Origin of the sequence: Chitinophaga sancti, from assembly GCF_034424315.1 — a bacterium.
In the GTDB taxonomy this organism is placed as follows: Bacteria; Bacteroidota; Bacteroidia; order Chitinophagales; family Chitinophagaceae; genus Chitinophaga; species Chitinophaga sancti.
In genome coordinates this window covers 3,410,526-3,430,848 of record NZ_CP139972.1, presented here as the reverse complement: position 1 = coordinate 3,430,848, position 20,323 = coordinate 3,410,526, and the positions used below count along the sequence as shown (strand labels likewise).

Sequence of the window (20,323 nt, the reverse complement as noted above, 5' to 3'; positions counted from 1 at the left end):
CTGGTAATAATTAAATCAATGAAAAGAGCAATTTTGGCAGGGCTGTTGCTGGCATCTTACGCTGGTTATGCAAAAGGGCCTGTTACGGGAGATAGCCTTTCCCGCAAAACAGTGACCGTTTACACGACTGCCGCGAAGACAACTTTAAGAATAGCAGCAACGGATAAGTTATCATTTTCTCCTTCAAAACAACCATATGAAACAGAAGTCTGCATCTTTGTAGACCCTGCAAAATCCTTCCAGACCATGACTGGTATTGGTGGCGCACTCACAGATGCTGCTGCAGAAGTGTTTGCAAAACTCCCGAAGGAAAAGCAGGCAGAGTTATTAAAAGCTTATTTTGATCCTGTAAATGGTATCGGCTATACACTGGCCCGTACTAATATTCATAGCTGTGATTTTTCCAGCGAAAGCTATACCTACATTGAAGAAGGTGATAGTGCGTTAAAGACATTCAGCGTAAAGCATGATATGACTTATCGCGTTCCTTTCATCAAAGCCGCTATCGCAGCTGCCGGTGGTAAGCTTACACTGTTTGCAAGTCCATGGAGCCCTCCGGCATTTATGAAAGATAATGGTAGCATGCTACAGGGCGGTAAACTCCTGCCCCGTTACTACCAGGCATGGGCAAACTATTATGTTAAGTTCATCAGGACATATGAATCTCTCGGTATTCCTGTATGGGGGCTGAGCGTGCAGAATGAACCAATGGCAAAACAGACCTGGGAGTCCTGCAACTTTACTGCTGAAGAAGAAAGGGATTTCATCAAGCGTTATTTAGGCCCCACCTTACAGCGTGCGGGTTTAAGTACAAAGAAACTCATTGCATGGGATCATAACCGTGACCAGATCTATCAACGTGCCAGCACAATCCTCGAAGACCCTGCTGCTGCAAAGTATGTATGGGGTATTGGCTATCACTGGTATGAAACATGGACCGGTAGCAGCATGGAGTTTGATAACGTTCGTAAAGTAAAAGAAGCTTTTCCTGATAAGAACCTCATCTTCACAGAAGGTTGTGTTGAGTCTTTTAAGCTGGATAAGGTAAATGACTGGGCACTGGGAGAACGTTATGGTACATCCATATTGAATGATTTCAATAGTGGTACAGTTGCCTGGACTGACTGGAATATCCTGCTGGATGAGAAAGGCGGTCCTAACCACCTGGGTAACCTCTGTTTTGCCCCTGTGCATGCAGATTCTAAAACGGGTGAACTGATCTATACAAATTCTTATTATTATTTAGGACATTTCTCTAAATTTATTCGTCCTGGTGCAAAGCGTATCATCGCTTCTTCTAACAGAACTGACCTGCAGACAACCGCCTTTGTAAATAAAGATGGTAAGATAGTGGTAGTAGTGTTGAACACCAGTGATAAAGAGCTGAGTTATAAGCTATGGATCAAAGGGAATGCTGCAGATGTAAAGAGCTTACCGCACTCTATTGAAACGTTAGTCGTTAACTAAATTAATCCAAAATAAAAGCCCCGCCTCAACCGAGACGGGGCTTTTTCTGTTAAAACATCACATGACCTATTTCTTATCCCACCATACGCGTGTTGCTGCATTATCAGCATCGCCTAACAATGAAATGCCTTTTTTCAACTCAGTCGCATTCGTATTATATTCCTGCTGTGGATAAGGCAGGCGTCTTACGCCTTCATCATCCTTCACCACGCCACCACTCTGGTTATGCGCTACAGGGAATAGCTTAGGATAGCCTGTTCTCCTATGTTCTGTCCATGCTTCCTGGCCCTCAGGGAACATCGCAATCCACTTCTGTGTGATCAGGCGTTCCATCTTCACATCAAACAACGCAGCATCATCCCATTTAATCGTAATAGCAGATTGTGCGGCCTTATCATTCGCCGGGAATTTAGGATCTACATAAGCAGCTGGCGTGCTCGTTGCATCACTCAGGTAATTACCAATGGCTACATTCCACTGGTTCATAGAGGTTGTTACACCCTGGTTATACATTTCCTGTGCACTACCACCTGCATTTGCCCAACCACGCAGTGCAACTTCTGCCTGCAGGAAGTACACTTCTGCAGCAGTCATAATCTGTATAGGTGTGGTCAGTGAAAATGCTGAACCCAGCGCAGAATAACCGATATAATCATCTTTGATATTAGAACCGGTCACCGCACCTGAGCGAATACCAATGTACTGGGAAGTAATAGTTTTATCCGTAGACTTACCCAGGTAAGCACTGATTCTCGGGTCATTGTATCCATTCAGGTAACAGGCTATGTCAGCTCCTATGCGGGTATCTGCCCAGTTCCTGTCAATATAAACCAGTGGGTTGGTAAAGCTACCACCTACCCGTACAGCCATATTACCACTATTAGCAGTGATCACACCTCCATTGGCAGGATTCAGTGCTTTCTCCGCCTGGGCCTTTGCAGTAGCTTCATCTGCTTTTACAATATGCAGGGCTAAACGCAAACGAAGGGAGTTTGCAAATTGTAACCATTTGGTGAAGTCACCACTGTACACCATGTCAAAGTTGGCAAAAGAGAAAGGTAATGTCTCGCCTTTGTTAATGAAGTTCTGCAGGTTGGCAGTTGCTGTGTCCAGTTCCAGGAAAAAGCGTTTGTAAATTTCTTCCTGGCTGTCATAAGGTATATCGGATTTTGAAGCACCCGCCTTGCTGTATGGAATAGGACCATAAATGTCCGTCACACGGCTCATACCTGCAATCTGAATAATCTGTGCCACCGCCCATACAGCAGGATATGCGGTATCAGTACGGTTAGCACGCAGTTTGGAAATAGGAGACATGATATTCAGGTACCCAACTTTCATCGCTTCCCCGTTCCATCCTGTCATCATAAAATAGTTGGAATTGTTCAAACCACCATTGAATGGGTTAGGAGACATAAAGTATCCTGAAAAGATATCCGCATTCAGGTTCTGCTGTACCTGGTAAGAGTTAGGGTCGCCACCACCAGAAAAGTTGATGATAGAACGTTCAGCCTGCAACAGGTAAATACCTACGTCATTGTAATCAGGTTTCAGCTGACCAGTAGAGATACCCGTATTATCCGTATTGTATTTCTCAAAGTTCTTAGTACAGGCAGTAGCACCTAGTAGCAGTACTGCAATGATAATATAGTAAGGTTTCATTTGTTTCGTTCAGTTTTTACTGTTAGAAAGTTGCATTCAGACTCAGACCATAGCTGCGTAATGCAGGCTGCATGAAAATATCTACACCAGACAGTCCATTGGCAGTAGACATCGTCAACTCAGGATCAAATGGTGCTTTCTTATAGAAGTAAATCAGGTTACGTCCGGTCAGTGAGAATTTCAGTGCCTTGATAAATATATCTTTCAAAGGTACGGTATAACCCAGTGCTACCTCACGAAGACGTACGGTAGTTGCATTATACATGTATTCGCCGGAAATGGCTTCACGACCACCTATAGTAGTATACCATTTCTGTGCATCAATACTGGTAACAGCATTTCCACTTCCATCAACACCATTGATTTTTACACCACCGGCATCTCTTGCATCTCCGCTTACTTTGGATACACCATACTGGTCCATCATAGACTGGGTAACAGACATTACTTTACCACCGAATTTACCATCAATCAGCATAGAGAGTGTGAAGTGCTTATAACCCAGGTTATTGTTCCAGCCCAGTTGGAATTTAGTATTAGAATTACCAATTTTCACCATTCCACCATCTTGTTTGGTAGGCGCACCATCACTATTGATGACGATCCTGCCTTGTGCATCTTTCTTCAGTACGTTACCATAGATATCACCAAATGAACCACCTACCCTGAATTTAGATGAGTAGTTAGAACCGGAAGCACCGGTGAGGGTGAAGTCATCCACCCCAGGCGCAAGTTCTATGATCCTGTTTTGGTTGGTGGCAAAGTTCAGACCTGTATTCCAGGTGAGTTTACTATCGCGGAACACATCGTAGCGAACCACTGCTTCCACACCCTGGTTTTGAATGTTACCAGCATTGATATAATAATAATCATAGTAAGAAGCCCAGGATGCAGCAATCAGCATCGTCTGGTTCTTGGTATTTGTTTTATAGTAGGTCGCATCTACGCTCAGTCTGTTGTTGAAGAAACGCCATTCAGTACCGAATTCCAGGGAGTTTGTTTTCTCTGGTTTCAGGTCAGTGAAAGGAGCGATGGTATTACCAATAATGGATCCTTCTGCACCCAGGGAATTCCGGGCAGGGTAAGATTGATAAGTCTGCGGAGAACTACCTACCTGCGCATAGGAGCCGCGCACTTTGGCGAAGCTTACCCACTCAGGTAACCTGGTGACAGAACTCAGGATGACATTAAGACCGACTGAAGGGTAGAAATATGATAAAGTAGGTGTAAATGCAAGGTTGGATGACCAATCATTACGCGCTGTCAGATCCACGTAGAACCAGTCCTTGAAAGAGATATTTGCACTTCCGAAAACTGACTGGTACTGGCTGTGATTGTCCGGCAATGTGCCTGAATTCACTGAATTCATTGCAGTGAAGTTGTTCAGCGTGAACACGTTGGCAATATGCAGGCCTTCTTTACCGGAGTTGAATTTCTCACCTGAATTTTTTAAATCACGGATAGCACCGCCTACTACACCTGTCACACGCCATTCTTTTCCAAAAGGCACATTAAAGTTCAGTAACAGGTCGCCATATTGTTGATTCGTGGTGAGGTTTTGGTATACATAACCACCATTGAGAGGAGCTAAATAAGAATTGTTATCCGCATATAATTTCTGATCATAAACGTCATTCATCCTGTCAACACTTCCCCTTGCCTGGATGCTCAGGTATTTGTTGATTTCATATTTCAGGCTGGCATTCAGCAGCAGACGATTTCTATTCAGCTTGTTTGGATTACGGTTAAGAATCCACCATGGGTTTTGTTGCACGTCTTCATGGAAAGGCCATTTCTGAACCATCAATCCATTTCTGCTCGCATCGGATATTTCAAAGTCACTTTTGTACTGAGACAGGTCAGTGCCACGAGGGTAGAGGTATAAACCTGTCAGCGGATTAAAATACAAACCTGAGAGCGGTGTATTATCAATCTTCTGGGTGATGTAGTTTACATCTGCTTCAGCAGTCAGCTTGTCATTCAGGAATTTACCTGTTTCTTTAAAACTGATATTGTTACGACCCAGTTTATTGGTAGGCTGAATACCTCTTGCACTTGTATTGGCATAAGAGAAATAAGTCTGTGTTTTTTCAGTACCGCCTGCCAGGCTGATAGCATTGGTAGCGTTGGTACCGGTCTGGAAAAAGTCGTCCAGGTTATTATGTGCCTTGGTAGTCAGTTTATCCCCCCAGCTCTGGGTGCTACCTGTCCTTGATACACCATAGGAGTTCTGGAATTCAGGTTTGTAAGCAGCCTGGCTCAGTGTAAAACCGGATGCATAGCTGATGGTTGTACGACCAGCCTTACCACTCTTGGTAGTGATCAGTACCACACCATTTGCACCCTGGCTACCATACAACGCAGCTGCAGAAGCACCTTTCAGGATAGAGATGCTCTCAATATCCTCAGGGTTCATGTTGGAGATAGGATCACCACCATCATAAGCAGTGCTACCACCATATGAACTGTTGGGCTGATTGGTAAGGGTATTGTTCATTGGCATACCATCAATTACATAGAGCGCCTGGTTGGTATTCAGACCTGATTTAGAACCACGCAGGATCACTTTCGCAGAACCACCCACACCTGAAGAGCTGCTGGAAATAGTCAGACCAGCTACTTTACCATTCAGGGTATTCATCAGGTTAGGATCTTTGGCCTTGGTCAGTTCCACACCACTTACCTGCTGGGCGGCATAAGTAATGGATTTTTCAGAACGTTTGATACCCAATGCAGTAACTACCACAGTACCCAGCTGTTTGTTGCTTTCTGCCAGCCTGATATTCAGGTTGGTGTTAGCGCCAATTGTAACTTCCTGTTTATCAAAACCAATGTAGCTGATAACCAGAACGTCAGTAGGCTGAACATCCAGAGAGAAGTGACCGCTTGCATCAGTCATCGCACCCCTGGAAGTACCTTTTACCTGGATGCTTACATTCTGTAACGGATGGCCAGCAGAGTCAGTAACAGTACCAGTGACAGGAGTTGCAGCAATGGGAGCGGGAGCGACTTCCCTGGGAGCCTTTTTAGGACTGATCACAATGATCTTGTCCATAATAGAATAAGTCAATGCTTTGTCATTCAGGCATTTGTCCAGCACCTCGCTGAGGTTTTGGCCCTGGGCATTGATATTTACAGCCCCTTTGCTGTCCAGCAATTTGGCATCGTATACAAATTCATAGCCTGTCTGCTTGCTGATCGTATTGAACACTTCATAGAGCGAGAGGTGTCTTCCGGAGATGCTGACAGTTTGGGAATAGGTTTTAGCAGATAGCTGGAGTGTAAATACCAGCGTTAAAATGGCAGTTAATTTCATAACTAACAACAATTTTCTGTGCAAAAAACTTCCTCCGCCATGGGAGTAAGTTTTGCATGAAGCGCATAGTTCCATACTTTTGTTTCCTGGCTTTTTTAGTAAATCAAATTTTTCTTGAGTCAAAGAGAAATTGGTAGCCATGTTGCCGGGTTCCGATGGCAGTCGGGCCCGGTTTTTTTATATCAGACGTGGCAGCGTCATTTACAATCGTGGTTACCTTCCTTAGTTGTTCACTTAATAACAATAGTCTCTACGTGGTCATAACGGAATCGTTTTAATTATTACAAAATATATATCCCCCCTTTACCGGGATTGTTTTTAGTGCAAGGTGGCAGGTGAAACGGTCACATTGTGGCCATTTACCTCAAAATGAACTCTTTGTGTAGCTTCCAGTGCCTTGAGCAGCTTACCGGCATCTTCCCTGCGGGAGATCACTCCGGTCAGATCAATGTCGGATACATCACCATTGTAGGCTACATCCATATCATACCACCTGGATAGCTGACGCATAATGGTTTTGATATTGGTACTCCTGAAGCGGAACTTGCCATCTTTCCAGGCAAGGGTCTGTTCCAGGTCAGCTTGCGCAATGGCAAAGTTGTTGTCTGTCAGGCTAGCTTCCAGTCCAGGTTTCAGTATACTTTTCTGGTTGCCGTGTTCTACCTGTACAGCACCGTCTACCAGGGCGGTTTTTACAGCTTTTTCATCGGCATAGGCCATGATATTGAAACTTGTGCCCAGTACTTTTACAGTCAGATCTTTATCAGCAGCATTTACCTGTACGAAGAACGGGTGGTTAGGCTGCTGGGCAATTTCGAAATATGCTTCGCCTGTAATACTTACCTGTCTTTCCTTTCCGGTAAATGCAGTTGGAAAACGGATGCTGCTGGCAGCATTCAGCCATACCCTGCTACCGTCAGCAAGAGTAAGCTGGTATTGACCTCCATGCGGAGTGGTAACGGTATTGTACATTACCGCACTACTACCGTTTGCCTGGTAACTGAGCTGACCATTCGCATTGCTGATCCGGGTATTTCCCTGTTGAGCCAGGGCGCCGTTTGCAGCACTGTCCAGCGGAATCTGGGTACCATCGGCAAGGGTCAGCATGGCTTTGTTGGAGCCGGGTGCCAGTACCTGCTTTTTGGCAAGGGTAGGGGCCTTTACCGGATCTTTCTTGTGTAATAGACTGGTAGTCAATATGATACCGGTTATAACAGCGGCCGCGGCATACAGGAAGAAACGGCGTTTGTTGCTGACAACAGTCAATGTTTCAGGTTCATCCGCCTGAAAGATGGCATTGAGTATCGCACTATGGTCTTCATCTTCCCAGCCGGCGGAAGGAACCTCGCCCCGGAGAGATTGAAGAATGTCGGCATGCAGCAGTTCATCGTGTTCGCCACTATTAATAGCGTCGAACAGGCGATTTTTTTCATCTGATGTGATGTAGTTCTGCTTATACTTATCAAGCAAGAGTGTTAATTCTTCTGCTGTCATAATGGTAAAGACGAGGTTGGAGAATAAAAGGAGTATTCAATAGGGAAAAAAATTTAACTTTTTTTTCTGATTAGCAACTTAAACGGGTTTTGAAGCCGGCCGCAGGTCTGGTCCTCTAAGCTAAAACGCGCTACTGCCTAAGGTAGTAGCGCGTTTTGGCTTAAATACTTTTCTTGACAAAATTCCTGACAGTCTGCACGGCAATCTGCATCTGTTTCTTCACGGTATGGATGGATATATTGAATTTATTGGAGATCTCTTCATTACTAAAGCCCTCTTTCCGGGCTATATACACTTTTTTCCGCTCCGGGGGCAGGGCGGCAATCGCTTTTTCCACAATCCCCGCATATTCCCTGTCTTTGACCCGGTAGTCCGTATCATTTACCACTTCCACCTGTTGGGTATACAATTGTTCATAGGCTTTCATGCGTACGGCCTGTTTTTTAAAGCCGTCAAATACATGGTTCCGGGTCAGGATAAATAAATAGTCGGAAAAATCCAGCACTTCGGACAATAACTCCCTCTTCAGCCATATTTTTAAGAAAACTTCCTGCACGACTTCCCGTGCCGCCAGATTGTCTTTAAGATAAACCATGGCCACATCAAACACCTGTTTACTATACGCATTGAATACAAGTGTATAAGCAGACTGGCTTCCTTCTCCTATCTGCTGTAATAGATCCCGTTCCTCCGGTAAGAATGAATTTTGCAAAATTCAATCGTTTGAATGCTGTAATTCCTCGCTAAAATTAGGAACTTACCCGGTATATGCCTAAATATTTATTTTTCCGGCATTGATCAAAATCTACAAAATGTGATCGGCCATTATCTCTATATTGTGTTTTATTTTAAACAGGAATCAACTCACTATGAGAAAGGCAATCACGTTATTACTCGGGGCCATCGCCCTCGGCAATCCTCTATTTGCTCAAAAAAAGCTAACATCCGGCAACCCAATCGCCCAGGGCTGGTATGCCGACCCGGAAGCTGTAGTATTCGGCAAAGAATACTGGATCTTCCCTACCTATTCTGACAAATATGAAAAACAGGTTTTCTTCGACGCCTTTTCGTCCAAAGACCTGGTCAACTGGAAGAAACATCCGAAAGTACTGGATTCATCAAATGTAAAATGGGCAAACCGCGCCATGTGGGCACCAGCCATTGTCAAAAAAGACGGCAAATATTTCTTCTTTTTTGCAGCAAACGATATCCAGAACAATAATGAAAAAGGGGGTATTGGGGTAGCTGTCGCCAGCAAACCAGGTGGCCCATACAAAGACTACCTGGGCAAACCGCTCATCGACAAGTTCTACAATGGCGCTCAACCCATTGATCAATTCGTATTTCACGACAAGGATGGTCAGTACTATATTATATATGGTGGCTGGCAGCATTGCAATATTGCCCGCTTAAAATCCGATTTCACAGGCATCGAACCATTTGCCGATGGCCAGACCTACAAAGAGATCACACCTAAAGGATACGTAGAAGGACCATTCATGTTTATCCGCAATGGTAAATACTATTTTATGTGGTCTGAAGGTGGCTGGGGCAGCCCGGACTATAGTGTAGCTTACGCAATTGCCGATAGCCCGATGGGCCCATGGCAGCGTATAGGTAAGATCTTACAGTCAGATCCGGCCATTGCTACCAGTGCAGGTCATCACTCTGTGATCAATGTGCCTGGTACAGATAGATGGTATATTGTTTACCATCGTCGCCCGCTTACTGAAACCGCAGCAAATAACCGCGTAACCTGTATTGACGAAATGCATTTTGACGATAAAGGATATATTCTGCCTGTAAAGATTACGAAAGAAGGTGTAAAAGAAGATAAGATAAAATAACATCGTGTGAAAGGAATTGTAATACTCAGTAAACATTGCCAATACTTTGTTGTTAATATTTCAAAGTAAACGTTTACAAAGAGTTACACTATAAAAAAGGGGGTACTTTTTGTATCCCCTTTTCGTTACACGGACTTCCATTTTTTGGAATTTTTTAAGGCGTGAAGCCAAAAAAAACAAGTAATAATACCCCATTTTGCTAAAACGGTTCACATTAAGTCAGAACTTGGTAAAATAGTATTTGTTTAACCGCGCAAATGGTGATAATTATGTACAACTTCTTGGTGATTGTACGAAATGTTAAAATTTCTGTACTTTGGAAGTGAAATCATAACAGTGAATACAAGGAACTCTACAACATGAAAATGAAAAACTACCGTCGTGAAAAGCTAAGGTTTTAGGAACGTGAAAGATGGTAATGTACATGTGTCGTATATAAAAATTAATCAGTGTTGTCATTTTAAGACTTGTCATTTTAGAATGTAAACAAAGACGAACAGTGAAAATATAGATTTCGAGAGAAGCGTAACAGGAACAAAAGGCCCTCTAAACTATTGACTGAAAAGACTATTGAACGAGGGCAAATCAAAGGAAGTATTCAGGGGAGAACATGTGGCTGTTAAAGATCTAACATCGTAACAATGAACAAGCATTTTTAATCAAAATTTCTTTTGTAGTAATTAACTACCGGGCTGATTGTGCACGTACATGTAGCAAAATGTACTGTCATGTGCACTAAAAGGTAGTTTCATCACTAAATATTACAATCATCAACTCCTATCCATGTGATAGACGGAATCTTCTTGCCTTTAAAAAAAGGCGAGCCAGCCATGTATTTTCTAAAACGAAAATTTTATACAGAAACCAAAATGAAATGTAGAACCAATGCGGAGCCATTAGCCCGTTGTCAATCTGAGAAAGGAGTGTACACCACTCATTTATTACCTAACCAAAAACTAAATCGATAATGAGACAACTTCGTTTGCTGATCATCGCAATGTTGCTTACAACGGCAGCTTTTGCACAAACAAGGCAGATCACCGGGAGTGTTAAGGATAGCAAATCCGGAGCTGGTCTTCCCACTGTAACTGTAATTGTTAAGGGAAAGAATGTAGCAACGGTTTCTGGTGGAGATGGATCTTTTACTTTGAAAGGAGCACCGGAAAACACTTTTCAGTTACAATTTTCGCTGGTAGGTTATGCTACCAAAACAGTTGAGGTAGGAGCAGGACAAAACGCTGTTTCTGTTACACTCGACGAATCTGCTACACAGTTGGGAGAACTGGTTGTAACGGCGCTGGGTATTGCAAAAGATAATTCAAAGTTAGGTTACTCAGTTGCCAAAGTAGGCGGTGACCTGATGACCAAAGCACGTGAAACGAACGTTGCCCTCTCTTTGGGTGGCCGTGTTTCTGGTGTGAATGTACACGGTTCCAGTGGCGGCCCGGGTTCTTCTGCCCGTATCCTGCTGCGTGGTATGCCCAGCATGAACTCTGGTGGAGCACCACTGTTTGTAATCAACGGTGTACCTATGGATAACACACAGCGTGGTAGCGCAGGTGAGTGGGGCGGTGCTGATGCCGGTGATGGTATCGGAAACCTGAACCCTGATGATATCGAAAATATGACAGTCCTGAAAGGCCAGGCTGCATCTGCATTATATGGCGCGCGTGCTGCTAATGGTGTAATACTCATCACCACTAAATCCGGGAAAAAAGGAGCTTTCTCCGTGGATTATAACATGAACTATGCGGTAGATAAAGCGATCGACTTCAGCGACTGGCAGTATACTTACGGTCAGGGTACTGGTGGCGCTAAACCTGCTAACGCTTCAGCTGCGCAGGGTAGTACCCGCTTTAGCTGGGGTGGTAAACTGGATGGCTCTTCCTTCACTCAGTTCGATGGTAAATCTTATTCATATTCTGCATATAAAGATAACATCAAGAACTTCTACCGTCCAGGTCCTACTTTCACTAACACAGTATCTATGTCCTCAGGTGGTGATAAAGGAACTTTCCGCTTATCCCTGTCTAACCTGGACAACCAGGCAATCGTTCGTAATTCTGGCCTGAACAGAAAATCCATCAACCTGAACGTTGAACAGAATATCTCACCAAAATTGAACGTGAAGGTAATGGCTAACTATGTAGATGAACTGCAGAAAAATAAGCCACAGCTTTCTGATGGACCGCTGAACGTAAACAACGGTCTGTTCATTGCTAATAACATCAATGAAAAGATCCTCGATCCGGGTTATGATGCAAATGGTGCTGAAGTACTCTGGACTGACGATAACTACGTAACTAACCCATGGTTCGTTATCAACCGTTACATTAACAACATCGGTCGTAAACGTCTGATCTCCGCTGTAACAGTTAAATACAACCTGACAGACTGGTTATATGCAAGTGGTCGTGTTGGTTATGATTATGAGAATGACCGCATAATGAAAATTGAACCTACCGGTACAGACTACACCAAAAACCAAAATTATAGCAACCAGACAGGTAGCTATAACCTTCAGACTCCTTTTGCATCCCAACTTAATGGTGATGTTTTTGTTGGCGTTAACAACAAGAATATTACAAAAGACCTGGTGATCAGCGGTGTAGTAGGTGGTAACATACTGAAAAATAATACTGAAAATGTCACCATCAGCGGTGGTCCTTTCATCGTAAATTATCTGTATACACCTACTAACGTTTATACCTTTAACAGATCTTATGCTTATACGAAGAAAGAATCTCATTCAGGTTACTATTCAATTGACCTGAACTGGAAAACTTACCTTAACCTGAGCACTACAGGTCGTTATGATGCATTCTCTACACTGGCAGGTACTGGTATTCCAAACAGCCAGTTAGGTATCTTTACTCCATCCGTATCTGGTAGCTTCCTCTTCTCCGATCTGTATAAGCTGCCTAAAATGAGTTATGGTAAGATCCGTGCAAGCTATGCTCAAACAAGTGGTGAGCCAGTACAGCCTTACCAAACCATGGTATATTATGGCCTGGAAAGCACCATCAATGGGGTTCCAACTGGTCGCTTCAGTAATAACCTGCCTTCAGGTCTCCTGAAACCATTCACTGTAACAGAAGTTGAAGTAGGTGCTGAACTGAAATGGTTTGACAACAGATTAGGTCTGGACATTGCTTACTTCCACCGCAAGACCAAAAACGAAATCATGAAGGCTAACTTTAGCTTATCTACCGGTTACAGCGCAGGGTATGTGCCTACTGGTAGCACCATGAATAAAGGTCTGGAAGTAATGATCTCTGGTACGCCAATCACGAATAAAGATTTGAACTGGAACGTATCACTCAACTTAACATCTGTTAAGAACGAAATCCTCCATACTGACAACTTTAACAATACCATCACGCTGGGTACTGACCGTCCTAACCACGGTTCTATCTACAGTGCTTATGAAGTTGGTAAAGCCGGGCCGCAAATCCTGGGTTATGACTACAAATGGGATGCTAAAGGAAATATGATCGTTGATGGTGGTGGTCTTCCTGTACAAGGTGATCTGAAATCCTGGGGTACTGTACTGCCTACATTTTATGGTGGTTTGAACAATGACTTCAGTTATAAAAACATCACGCTGTCTTTCCTGATCGACTATAACTATGGTAATAAGATCATCTCTGCTACCAAAGCATATAGCATCTACCGCGGTCTGAACAAAGAAACACTTAACGGTCGTGAAAATGGTATCACCACCGGTGTATACGAAAGCGGCGCTGCAAACACGAAGACTGTAACATCCCAGGCTTACTACCAGGCTATCTTCAGCAGAAACATCACTGGTCCGCTGAGCGTACTGAATGGTGACTATATCAAACTGCGTCAGATAACACTGGGTTATACACTGAACGAGAAACTGCTGGGCAACATTCCTTTGATCCGCTCAATCAACGTTTCTGTAGTTGGTCGTAACCTGTGGACTATTATGAGAAGATCTGGCATCATCGATCCTGAAGCTGGTTTCTCCTCCCTGGTTTCCTATGCAGGTATTGAAGGTACAGGTGTTCCTTCTGCAAGGACTTATGGTGTGAACGTTAATGTCAAATTCAAATAAGATAAGTCATGAAAAGATACTTCATATATATAGGTCTGGCTGGTTTATTAATGCAATCAGCTTCTTGTACCAAAAACTTCCTCGAAATCAATACAGATCCAACACAAACAAGTGCTGATCTGTACAATCCAAACTACCTGCTCACGAGTGCGCAGCATGCATTTAGCTCTCAGGGTTATAACATGTTCCTGTTCGAAGGATTCTGGACTCAGATCATGTCATCTACGTCCTCTCTGACTTCCAACTACCTGTCCAATGGTGACAAGTACGTAGCTACAAGTGGAACATCTGACTATCAGGGCCGTATCTGGAATACAGACTATGGATCCACTGACCAGTACAATACTGGTGCTGGTAACCTGGTAGCTGAAGCAATCACCCTGACAAAGAATGATCCAAGTAAAGCAAACCTGACAGCCATCTGTATGATCATGAAAGCAATGATCCTGCAGCAGGTAACGGATGTATACGGCGATGTTCCTTACTCTCAGGCGTTCCAGGGTAAACAGGGCGTTTCTCAACCTGCTTACGATACACAGGAAGGAATATATACCTCCATCTTCAATGATCTGACTACTGCTATCGGTATGCTCGATGCCAGCAAAACTGCAGTAACCGGTGATCTTTATTATGGTGGTGATGTCACTAAATGGAAAAAGTTCGCGTACTCCCTGATGCTGCGTGCTGCAATGCGCCTCACTAAGGTATCCCCTGCTACCGCTCAGACATGGGCCGAAAAGGCAGTTGCCGGTGGTGTATTCAGCAGTACTGCTGATGATGCTTACATTAACGTTCAAAGCACTAATAACCACGATAACGCGCAGGCAAGAGTATATGGTACTGACCTGTACCAGACAAGATGGAGTAAAACGCTTATCGACTACCTGAAAGCTAATAGTGACCCAAGATTAGGTGTGGTGTCAGAAGTACCTCAGGCTGGTTTGAAAGCTAATAAATTAACCGCTGCCGGTGACATGACTGCAGCCAATCAATTAGGTCTGCCAAATGGTTATGACCTGAATGGAGGACCTACTGATGTAACCAAAGCGCCTAACTACGCTGGTTCTACCGGTACCGGTGACGATGAAACACCACTTGGTAAATACTCACGTCCACTGGCATCAGTTTATACCAACCTGAACGCTCCAATCTTTGTGCTTACTTATGCACAAACTGAATTACTGCTGGCTGAAGCCGCAGCAAGAGGTTGGAATGTAGGTGGTACTGCCGCCACTCACTACGCAGCTGGTACAGTTGCTGGTCTCACTTCCCTGTCTACCCTGGGAGCTGCACTGACCATCTCTTCTGCTACCGCTACTGCCTGGGTAGCTACTCACCCGCTGGATATAACATCTACCGCTGCTTCTCTGAAACAAATCAATGAGCAGTACTGGGCTACTACCGGTATCCAGTTCAACTACATTGAAACCTGGTTCAACTGGCGTCGTTCAGGCTATCCTGTACTCACTCCGGTTGTGTACGATGGTAACTTCTCAGGCGGCCAGATTCCAAGAAGACAATTGTATCCTGTTTCAGAAGCTACTCTGAATGGTGCAAATTATAAAACAGCTGTAGGACGCCTCTCAGGAGGTGATAACTGGACTTCCCGTGTATGGTGGGATCCAGCTTCCTAAGAGCGTTTTGTTCATGACTAGTTAGATAAGGAAAAGTTAATGCGGTTCCTGCCGCATTAACTTTTCATCTTTAAGAATGGGAACACCTGACAAACTATTTATCCATGCGTTATTCCACCTCTTTGCTGGCCCTCATGATGGCATCCTGCATCTCTTCTGCCATCCATGCACAACAAAAGCTCTTCCAGCAGCTTTCTTCCAAAACTACCGGCATTAAGTTCTCTAACCCACTGAATGAAACAGAAGGGCTGAACGTATTGCAATACGAATATTTTTACAACGGTGGTGGCGTAGCTGTTGGTGACCTGAACAACGACGGACTGCAAGACCTGTACTTTACAGCTAATATGCAGCCCGGGGCGCTCTACCAGAACCTGGGCAACATGCAGTTCAAAGACATTACCAAAGATGCCGGCAAAGGCATTGGCGGCAAACCTGATAGCTGGAAAACAGGCGTTACCATGGCCGATGTAAACGGCGATGGCCTGCTCGATATCTACATCTGCTACTCCGGTAAGCGCGATGATGCTGCCCGTAGAAATCAACTCTTTATCAACCAGGGCAACATGAAATTTGTGGAGAAGGCCAAAGAATATGGCCTCGACGATCCCGGTTACAGTACCAACGCTGTCTTCTTTGATTACGACAACGATGGCGACCTGGATATGTTCCTGCTCAACCACAGCACCAATAAGATCGATAACATGGAGTTTGCCCGATACAAGGCATTGACAGACTCACTCGCTGGCAATAAACTCTACCGTAACGACAACAACCATTTCTCCGATGTCACGCTCAAAGCCGGCATCATCCAGAATCCACTCACCTTTGGATTAGGAATCGCTGTCGCCGACATCAACAATGATGGCTGGGAAGATATTTACGTAACCAACGACTACAACGAACCTGATTATCTATACATCAACAATCATGACGGTACGTTTACTGAACGTACAAAAGAAACTTTCAAGCACCTGTCTCACTTTTCTATGGGGGTAGACATTGCTGACTACAACAACGACGGCTTACCCGATGTATTTACTCTCGATATGCTTCCTGAAGACAACAAACGTCAGAAACTGCTGCAAATGGAAGAAAACTACGAGATGCACGACCTGATGAAGTCACAGGACCTCTATGAACAGTATATGCGGAATATGCTGCAACTGAACAATGGCGATGGTACCTTCAGTGAAATCGGACAGCTGGCAGGTGTCTCTAATACTGACTGGAGCTGGTGCCCGCTCTTTGCAGACTTTGACAATGATGGCTACAAAGATCTCTTTATTACCAACGGTTACCTGCGTGATTATACCAACAAAGACTTCCTCCGCTATTGGGGCGATTACAAAGTGAAGAAGGCAATGGAAAGTGAACCCATCAAGTTCATGGACCTGATCACCGCTATGCCGGTCACTCCTTTAAAGAATTACATCTTCCGCAATAACCATGATCTCACCTTTGCCAATAAGCAAACAGAATGGGGGGTGGATCAAGCCGGTGTTTCCAGTGGCGCTGTATATGCTGACCTGGATAATGACGGTGACCTGGACCTGGTGATCAACCGTATCAATGATCCGGCTGGTATCTACCAGAACATGAGCAGGGAGCAGAACAAGACCGCTTATCTTTCTGTCAAACTCAAAGGAGAAGGAAAGAACACACAGGCCATCGGTGCCAAAGTATATGTATATACCAATGGCATGAAACAATACCAGGAAGTGAATCCCGGTAAAGGTTACCTGGGCGCAGTTTCTACCCAGCTGTTATTTGGCCTGGGCAATGCTGCCAAAGCTGATTCTGTCCTGATCGTATGGCCTGGTAACAAAGAACAGCGCATGAAAGATGTGGCTGCGAACCAGTTGCTGAAAGTAGACTACACACCAAATGCATCCCTGCCACCTGCTACCATGATTAAACCTGTATTCACGAAAACTGATGGCCTCATTGATTACAAACATGAAGAAATGCCGGCGAATGACTTCAAACGTCAGCTGCTCATGTTATTCATGTATTCCAAGACAGGCCCTGTGATCGCAAAAGCAGATGTAAATAAAGATGGCAAAGAAGACCTGTATGTAAGCGGTAATGGAGAATTACCAGGTCGTATCTATACCCAGTCAGGTAAGGGTAGCTTTGACATGGATAAAAACATGAAGCTGGAAGATCCTACCGAAAACTGTGTATCCGATGCTACTTTCTTCGATGCTAACGGAGACGGTTATCCTGATCTTTACCTGGCAATGGGTGGTTACTTCAACTGCGATCCGAATACCCCAATGTTGCAGGATGAGTTGTTTATCAACAATGGGAAAGGCATCCTCGTAAAGATGACTGAGAACCTGCCTGATGTAAGCGCTAACAGCAAATCCTGTGTACGCCCCTGCGATTTTGACAATGATGGGGATATCGACCTCTTTGTAGGCGGCCGCGTGATTCCTGGTCAGTACCCGGTAGCACCTGTATCTTACCTGCTGATAAATAATGGAAAAGGTAAGTTCAGCCTTGCTGATGTGCCGTTCGCAAAAACAGGGATGATCACAGATGCGCAATGGATAGACCTGGATAAAGATGGTCGTAAGGACCTGGTAGTATGTGGAGAAATGATGCCACTCTCAGTCTATATCAACAAAGCTGATGGTTTTAAAGATAAAACCTCCGATTATTTTGACCAGCCACAGAATGGTTTCTGGTTTAGCCTGGCAGTAAAGGATGTGGATGGTGATGGCGTTGATGACCTCATTGCCGGTAACCTGGGATTGAATACGCAGATCAAAGCCTCTCCGAAAGAGCCAGCTGAATTGTATTATGCTGACTTTGATAAGAATGGCAACATCGATCCATTCCTGAATTTCTATATCCAGGGTGTTAGTTATCCTTACGTGAGCCGGGATGAACTGAATGACCAGATTTATCCGATGCGTAAGAAGTTTAGCTCCTACAAGAACTATTCAGAAGCGACTATGAAAGACATCTTATCTCCTGATGATCTGGCTAAAGCAGGTAAGCTGACAGTGACTGAAACACGCAGCGTATGCTTACTGAACAGGAACGGCAAATTTGTCGTATCACCACTGCCTATAGAGGCACAGTTCTCCGTAGTCAGCAAGATCCTGACAGGCGACTTTAATGGTGATGGTAAAACAGACCTCTTGTTGCTCGGTAACCATTGCGACAACCGCCTGAAACTGGGTAGTTTTGATGCCAGCTATGGTTGCCTGCTCAAAGGTGATGGCAAGGGCGGATTTGCTTATGTAGATCAGGCAGAAGCGGGTATTTGCATCAAAGGTGATGTAAAGTCAGCCGGCGAAGTTGCTATCAATGGAAAGAACTTTGTGGTGGTTGGTGTAAACAATGAAGGTATCTCACTATATAAAGAAAAATAAGTATGAAGAAGCTCATCTTTGGATTGTTACTCGTTAGCCAGCTGGGGCATGCGCAACAACAATACGATAAAGCACCCTTTACCGATTATATACAGCCGGCAGTATTTTCTCTTTCAATGGTGATGATGCACGATGTGGTGAATCCGCCTGCAGCTACACGTTTCTATAGTTATGCAACGCTGGCAGCTTACCAGATCATCGTAAAGCATGATCCTGCTATACCGGGTGCAGCTACTTTTATCAAGTCATATCCTGCAGTTAACGTACAGGATAGTGGCAGAACCTACGATTACCAGGTGGCAGCTGTATATGCGATCCTGGAAGCAGGAAAGCAATTATTGCCATCCGGTTATATGCTCACAGAAGATGAGAAAAAACTGATCGACCTGTTTAAGAAAGACCAGGTGCCGGATAGTATCATCAAAAATTCAGTGATGGTGGCAGAAGGTGTCGTGAAGCAAATAGTTGCCTGGTCCAAAACTGATGGATATGGTAAGCTCAGTACCTTACGCAGGTATACACCCGTGAAAGGGGAGGGGTATTGGTATCCTACACCGCCTGCTTATATGGATGCTGTGGAGCCTAACTGGCGTACCATCCGCCCGATGGTGATCGATAGCTGTACACAGTTCAAACCGAAGCCAATGACGCCTTTCAGTAAAGATACGGCCAGCGATTTTTACAAGCTGAATATGGAAGTATACAAGTATGGCATAAATCCTACAAAAGAGGAAATGACCATCGCCGGGTTCTGGGATTGTAATCCATTTGCAGTAAGTACTTATGGACATATGGCTATTGGCTTTAAGAAGATCACCCCTGGTGGTCACTGGATGAATATTACGGGTATTGCCTGCCGCAACGCGAAACTGAGTTTCGACCAGACATTACAGGCGCATATGCTGGCTGCCAATACTATGATGGATGCGTTTATCTGCTGCTGGGATGCGAAATTCAGTACCAACCGTATTCGCCCCGAAGCGTTTATCAATAAGTATATTGATGTGAAATGGAAGCCAAATTTACAAACACCTCCATTCCCTGAATATACCAGTGGACATAGTATCGTGTCATCTGCCGTGGCTACGATGCTCACGTACCTGTTCGGTGATAATTTCGAGTATACCGATAATTCAGAAGAGTTCTGGGAGCTGACACCAAGGCATTTTACATCCTTCTGGAATGCAGCGAACGAAGCAGCAATATCACGTATTTATGGCGGCATTCACTACCGTGATGCAGTAGATAATGGTGTAGAACAGGGAACAAGGGTAGGTACCTTTGTAGTAGAAAAAATCAAAAAAGCAGGGATCAATCCTGTTGTTAAAAATTAATTGAATAAAATAGAGGCTGTATCACAAGTCCGATACAGCCTCGTTTTAATCGTATCCCTGATGGGTTCGGGTACCCGTTTAAGCAGTTCTCAGCGGCTATCT

The 20,323-nt window shown here is 44.3% G+C and carries 10 protein-coding genes; 6 read left to right on the top strand and 4 right to left on the bottom strand.

Annotated elements, in window-relative coordinates; all coding sequences use genetic code 11:
• Positions 1-18 precede the first annotated feature (18 nt).
• A complete protein-coding gene (locus U0033_RS13090) occupies positions 19-1,467 on the top strand; it encodes a glycoside hydrolase family 30 protein (protein ID WP_072365476.1) in 1,449 nt (482 codons plus the stop codon).
• A 66-nt stretch (positions 1,468-1,533) separates the two neighbouring features.
• On the opposite strand, the gene U0033_RS13085 is transcribed toward U0033_RS13090, so the two are convergent.
• The 4 genes from U0033_RS13085 to U0033_RS13070 all read right to left on the bottom strand — a co-directional run bounded on the left by U0033_RS13085 (position 1,534) and on the right by U0033_RS13070 (position 8,651).
• Positions 1,534-3,129: a RagB/SusD family nutrient uptake outer membrane protein gene (locus tag U0033_RS13085; RefSeq protein WP_072365478.1), complete on the bottom strand. Its 1,596-nt coding sequence runs from the start codon at positions 3,127-3,129 to the stop codon at positions 1,534-1,536.
• Positions 3,130-3,151: 22 nt separating this feature from the next.
• Positions 3,152-6,445, bottom strand: a complete 3,294-nt coding sequence (locus U0033_RS13080; protein WP_083571871.1) for a SusC/RagA family TonB-linked outer membrane protein — start codon at positions 6,443-6,445, stop codon at positions 3,152-3,154.
• Positions 6,446-6,763: 318 nt separating this feature from the next.
• Positions 6,764-7,939, bottom strand: coding sequence for a FecR family protein (locus tag U0033_RS13075; protein WP_072365481.1), 1,176 nt, complete (start codon positions 7,937-7,939; stop codon positions 6,764-6,766).
• Between the two features lie 160 nt (positions 7,940-8,099).
• Positions 8,100-8,651 carry an RNA polymerase sigma factor gene (locus U0033_RS13070; protein ID WP_072365483.1) on the bottom strand — a complete coding sequence of 184 codons (552 nt, stop codon included), beginning with the start codon at positions 8,649-8,651 and terminating at the stop codon, positions 8,100-8,102.
• A gap of 157 nt (positions 8,652-8,808) precedes the next feature.
• Between U0033_RS13070 and U0033_RS13065 the strand changes: the two genes are divergently transcribed.
• The 5 genes from U0033_RS13065 (at position 8,809) to U0033_RS13045 (ending at position 20,221) form a co-directional block, all read left to right on the top strand.
• On the top strand, positions 8,809-9,786 hold the full coding sequence (locus U0033_RS13065) for a glycoside hydrolase family 43 protein (protein ID WP_072365485.1): 978 nt from the start codon (positions 8,809-8,811) through the stop codon (positions 9,784-9,786).
• A 967-nt stretch (positions 9,787-10,753) separates the two neighbouring features.
• Positions 10,754-13,867 (top strand): SusC/RagA family TonB-linked outer membrane protein, encoded by a 3,114-nt coding sequence (locus tag U0033_RS13060; RefSeq protein WP_072365487.1) that lies wholly within the window; start codon positions 10,754-10,756, stop codon positions 13,865-13,867.
• 8 nt (positions 13,868-13,875) lie between these two features.
• Positions 13,876-15,501 (top strand): SusD/RagB family nutrient-binding outer membrane lipoprotein, encoded by a 1,626-nt coding sequence (locus U0033_RS13055; RefSeq protein ID WP_072365489.1) that lies wholly within the window; start codon positions 13,876-13,878, stop codon positions 15,499-15,501.
• 104 nt (positions 15,502-15,605) lie between these two features.
• The gene (locus U0033_RS13050) at positions 15,606-18,887 is read left to right on the top strand and encodes a VCBS repeat-containing protein (protein ID WP_177318732.1); all 3,282 of its coding nucleotides are present in this window, start codon (positions 15,606-15,608) and stop codon (positions 18,885-18,887) included.
• A gap of 2 nt (positions 18,888-18,889) precedes the next feature.
• Complete coding sequence (locus tag U0033_RS13045; RefSeq protein ID WP_072365491.1) at positions 18,890-20,221, top strand: vanadium-dependent haloperoxidase; 1,332 nt, start codon at positions 18,890-18,892, stop codon at positions 20,219-20,221.
• Positions 20,222-20,323: the final 102 nt, after the last annotated feature.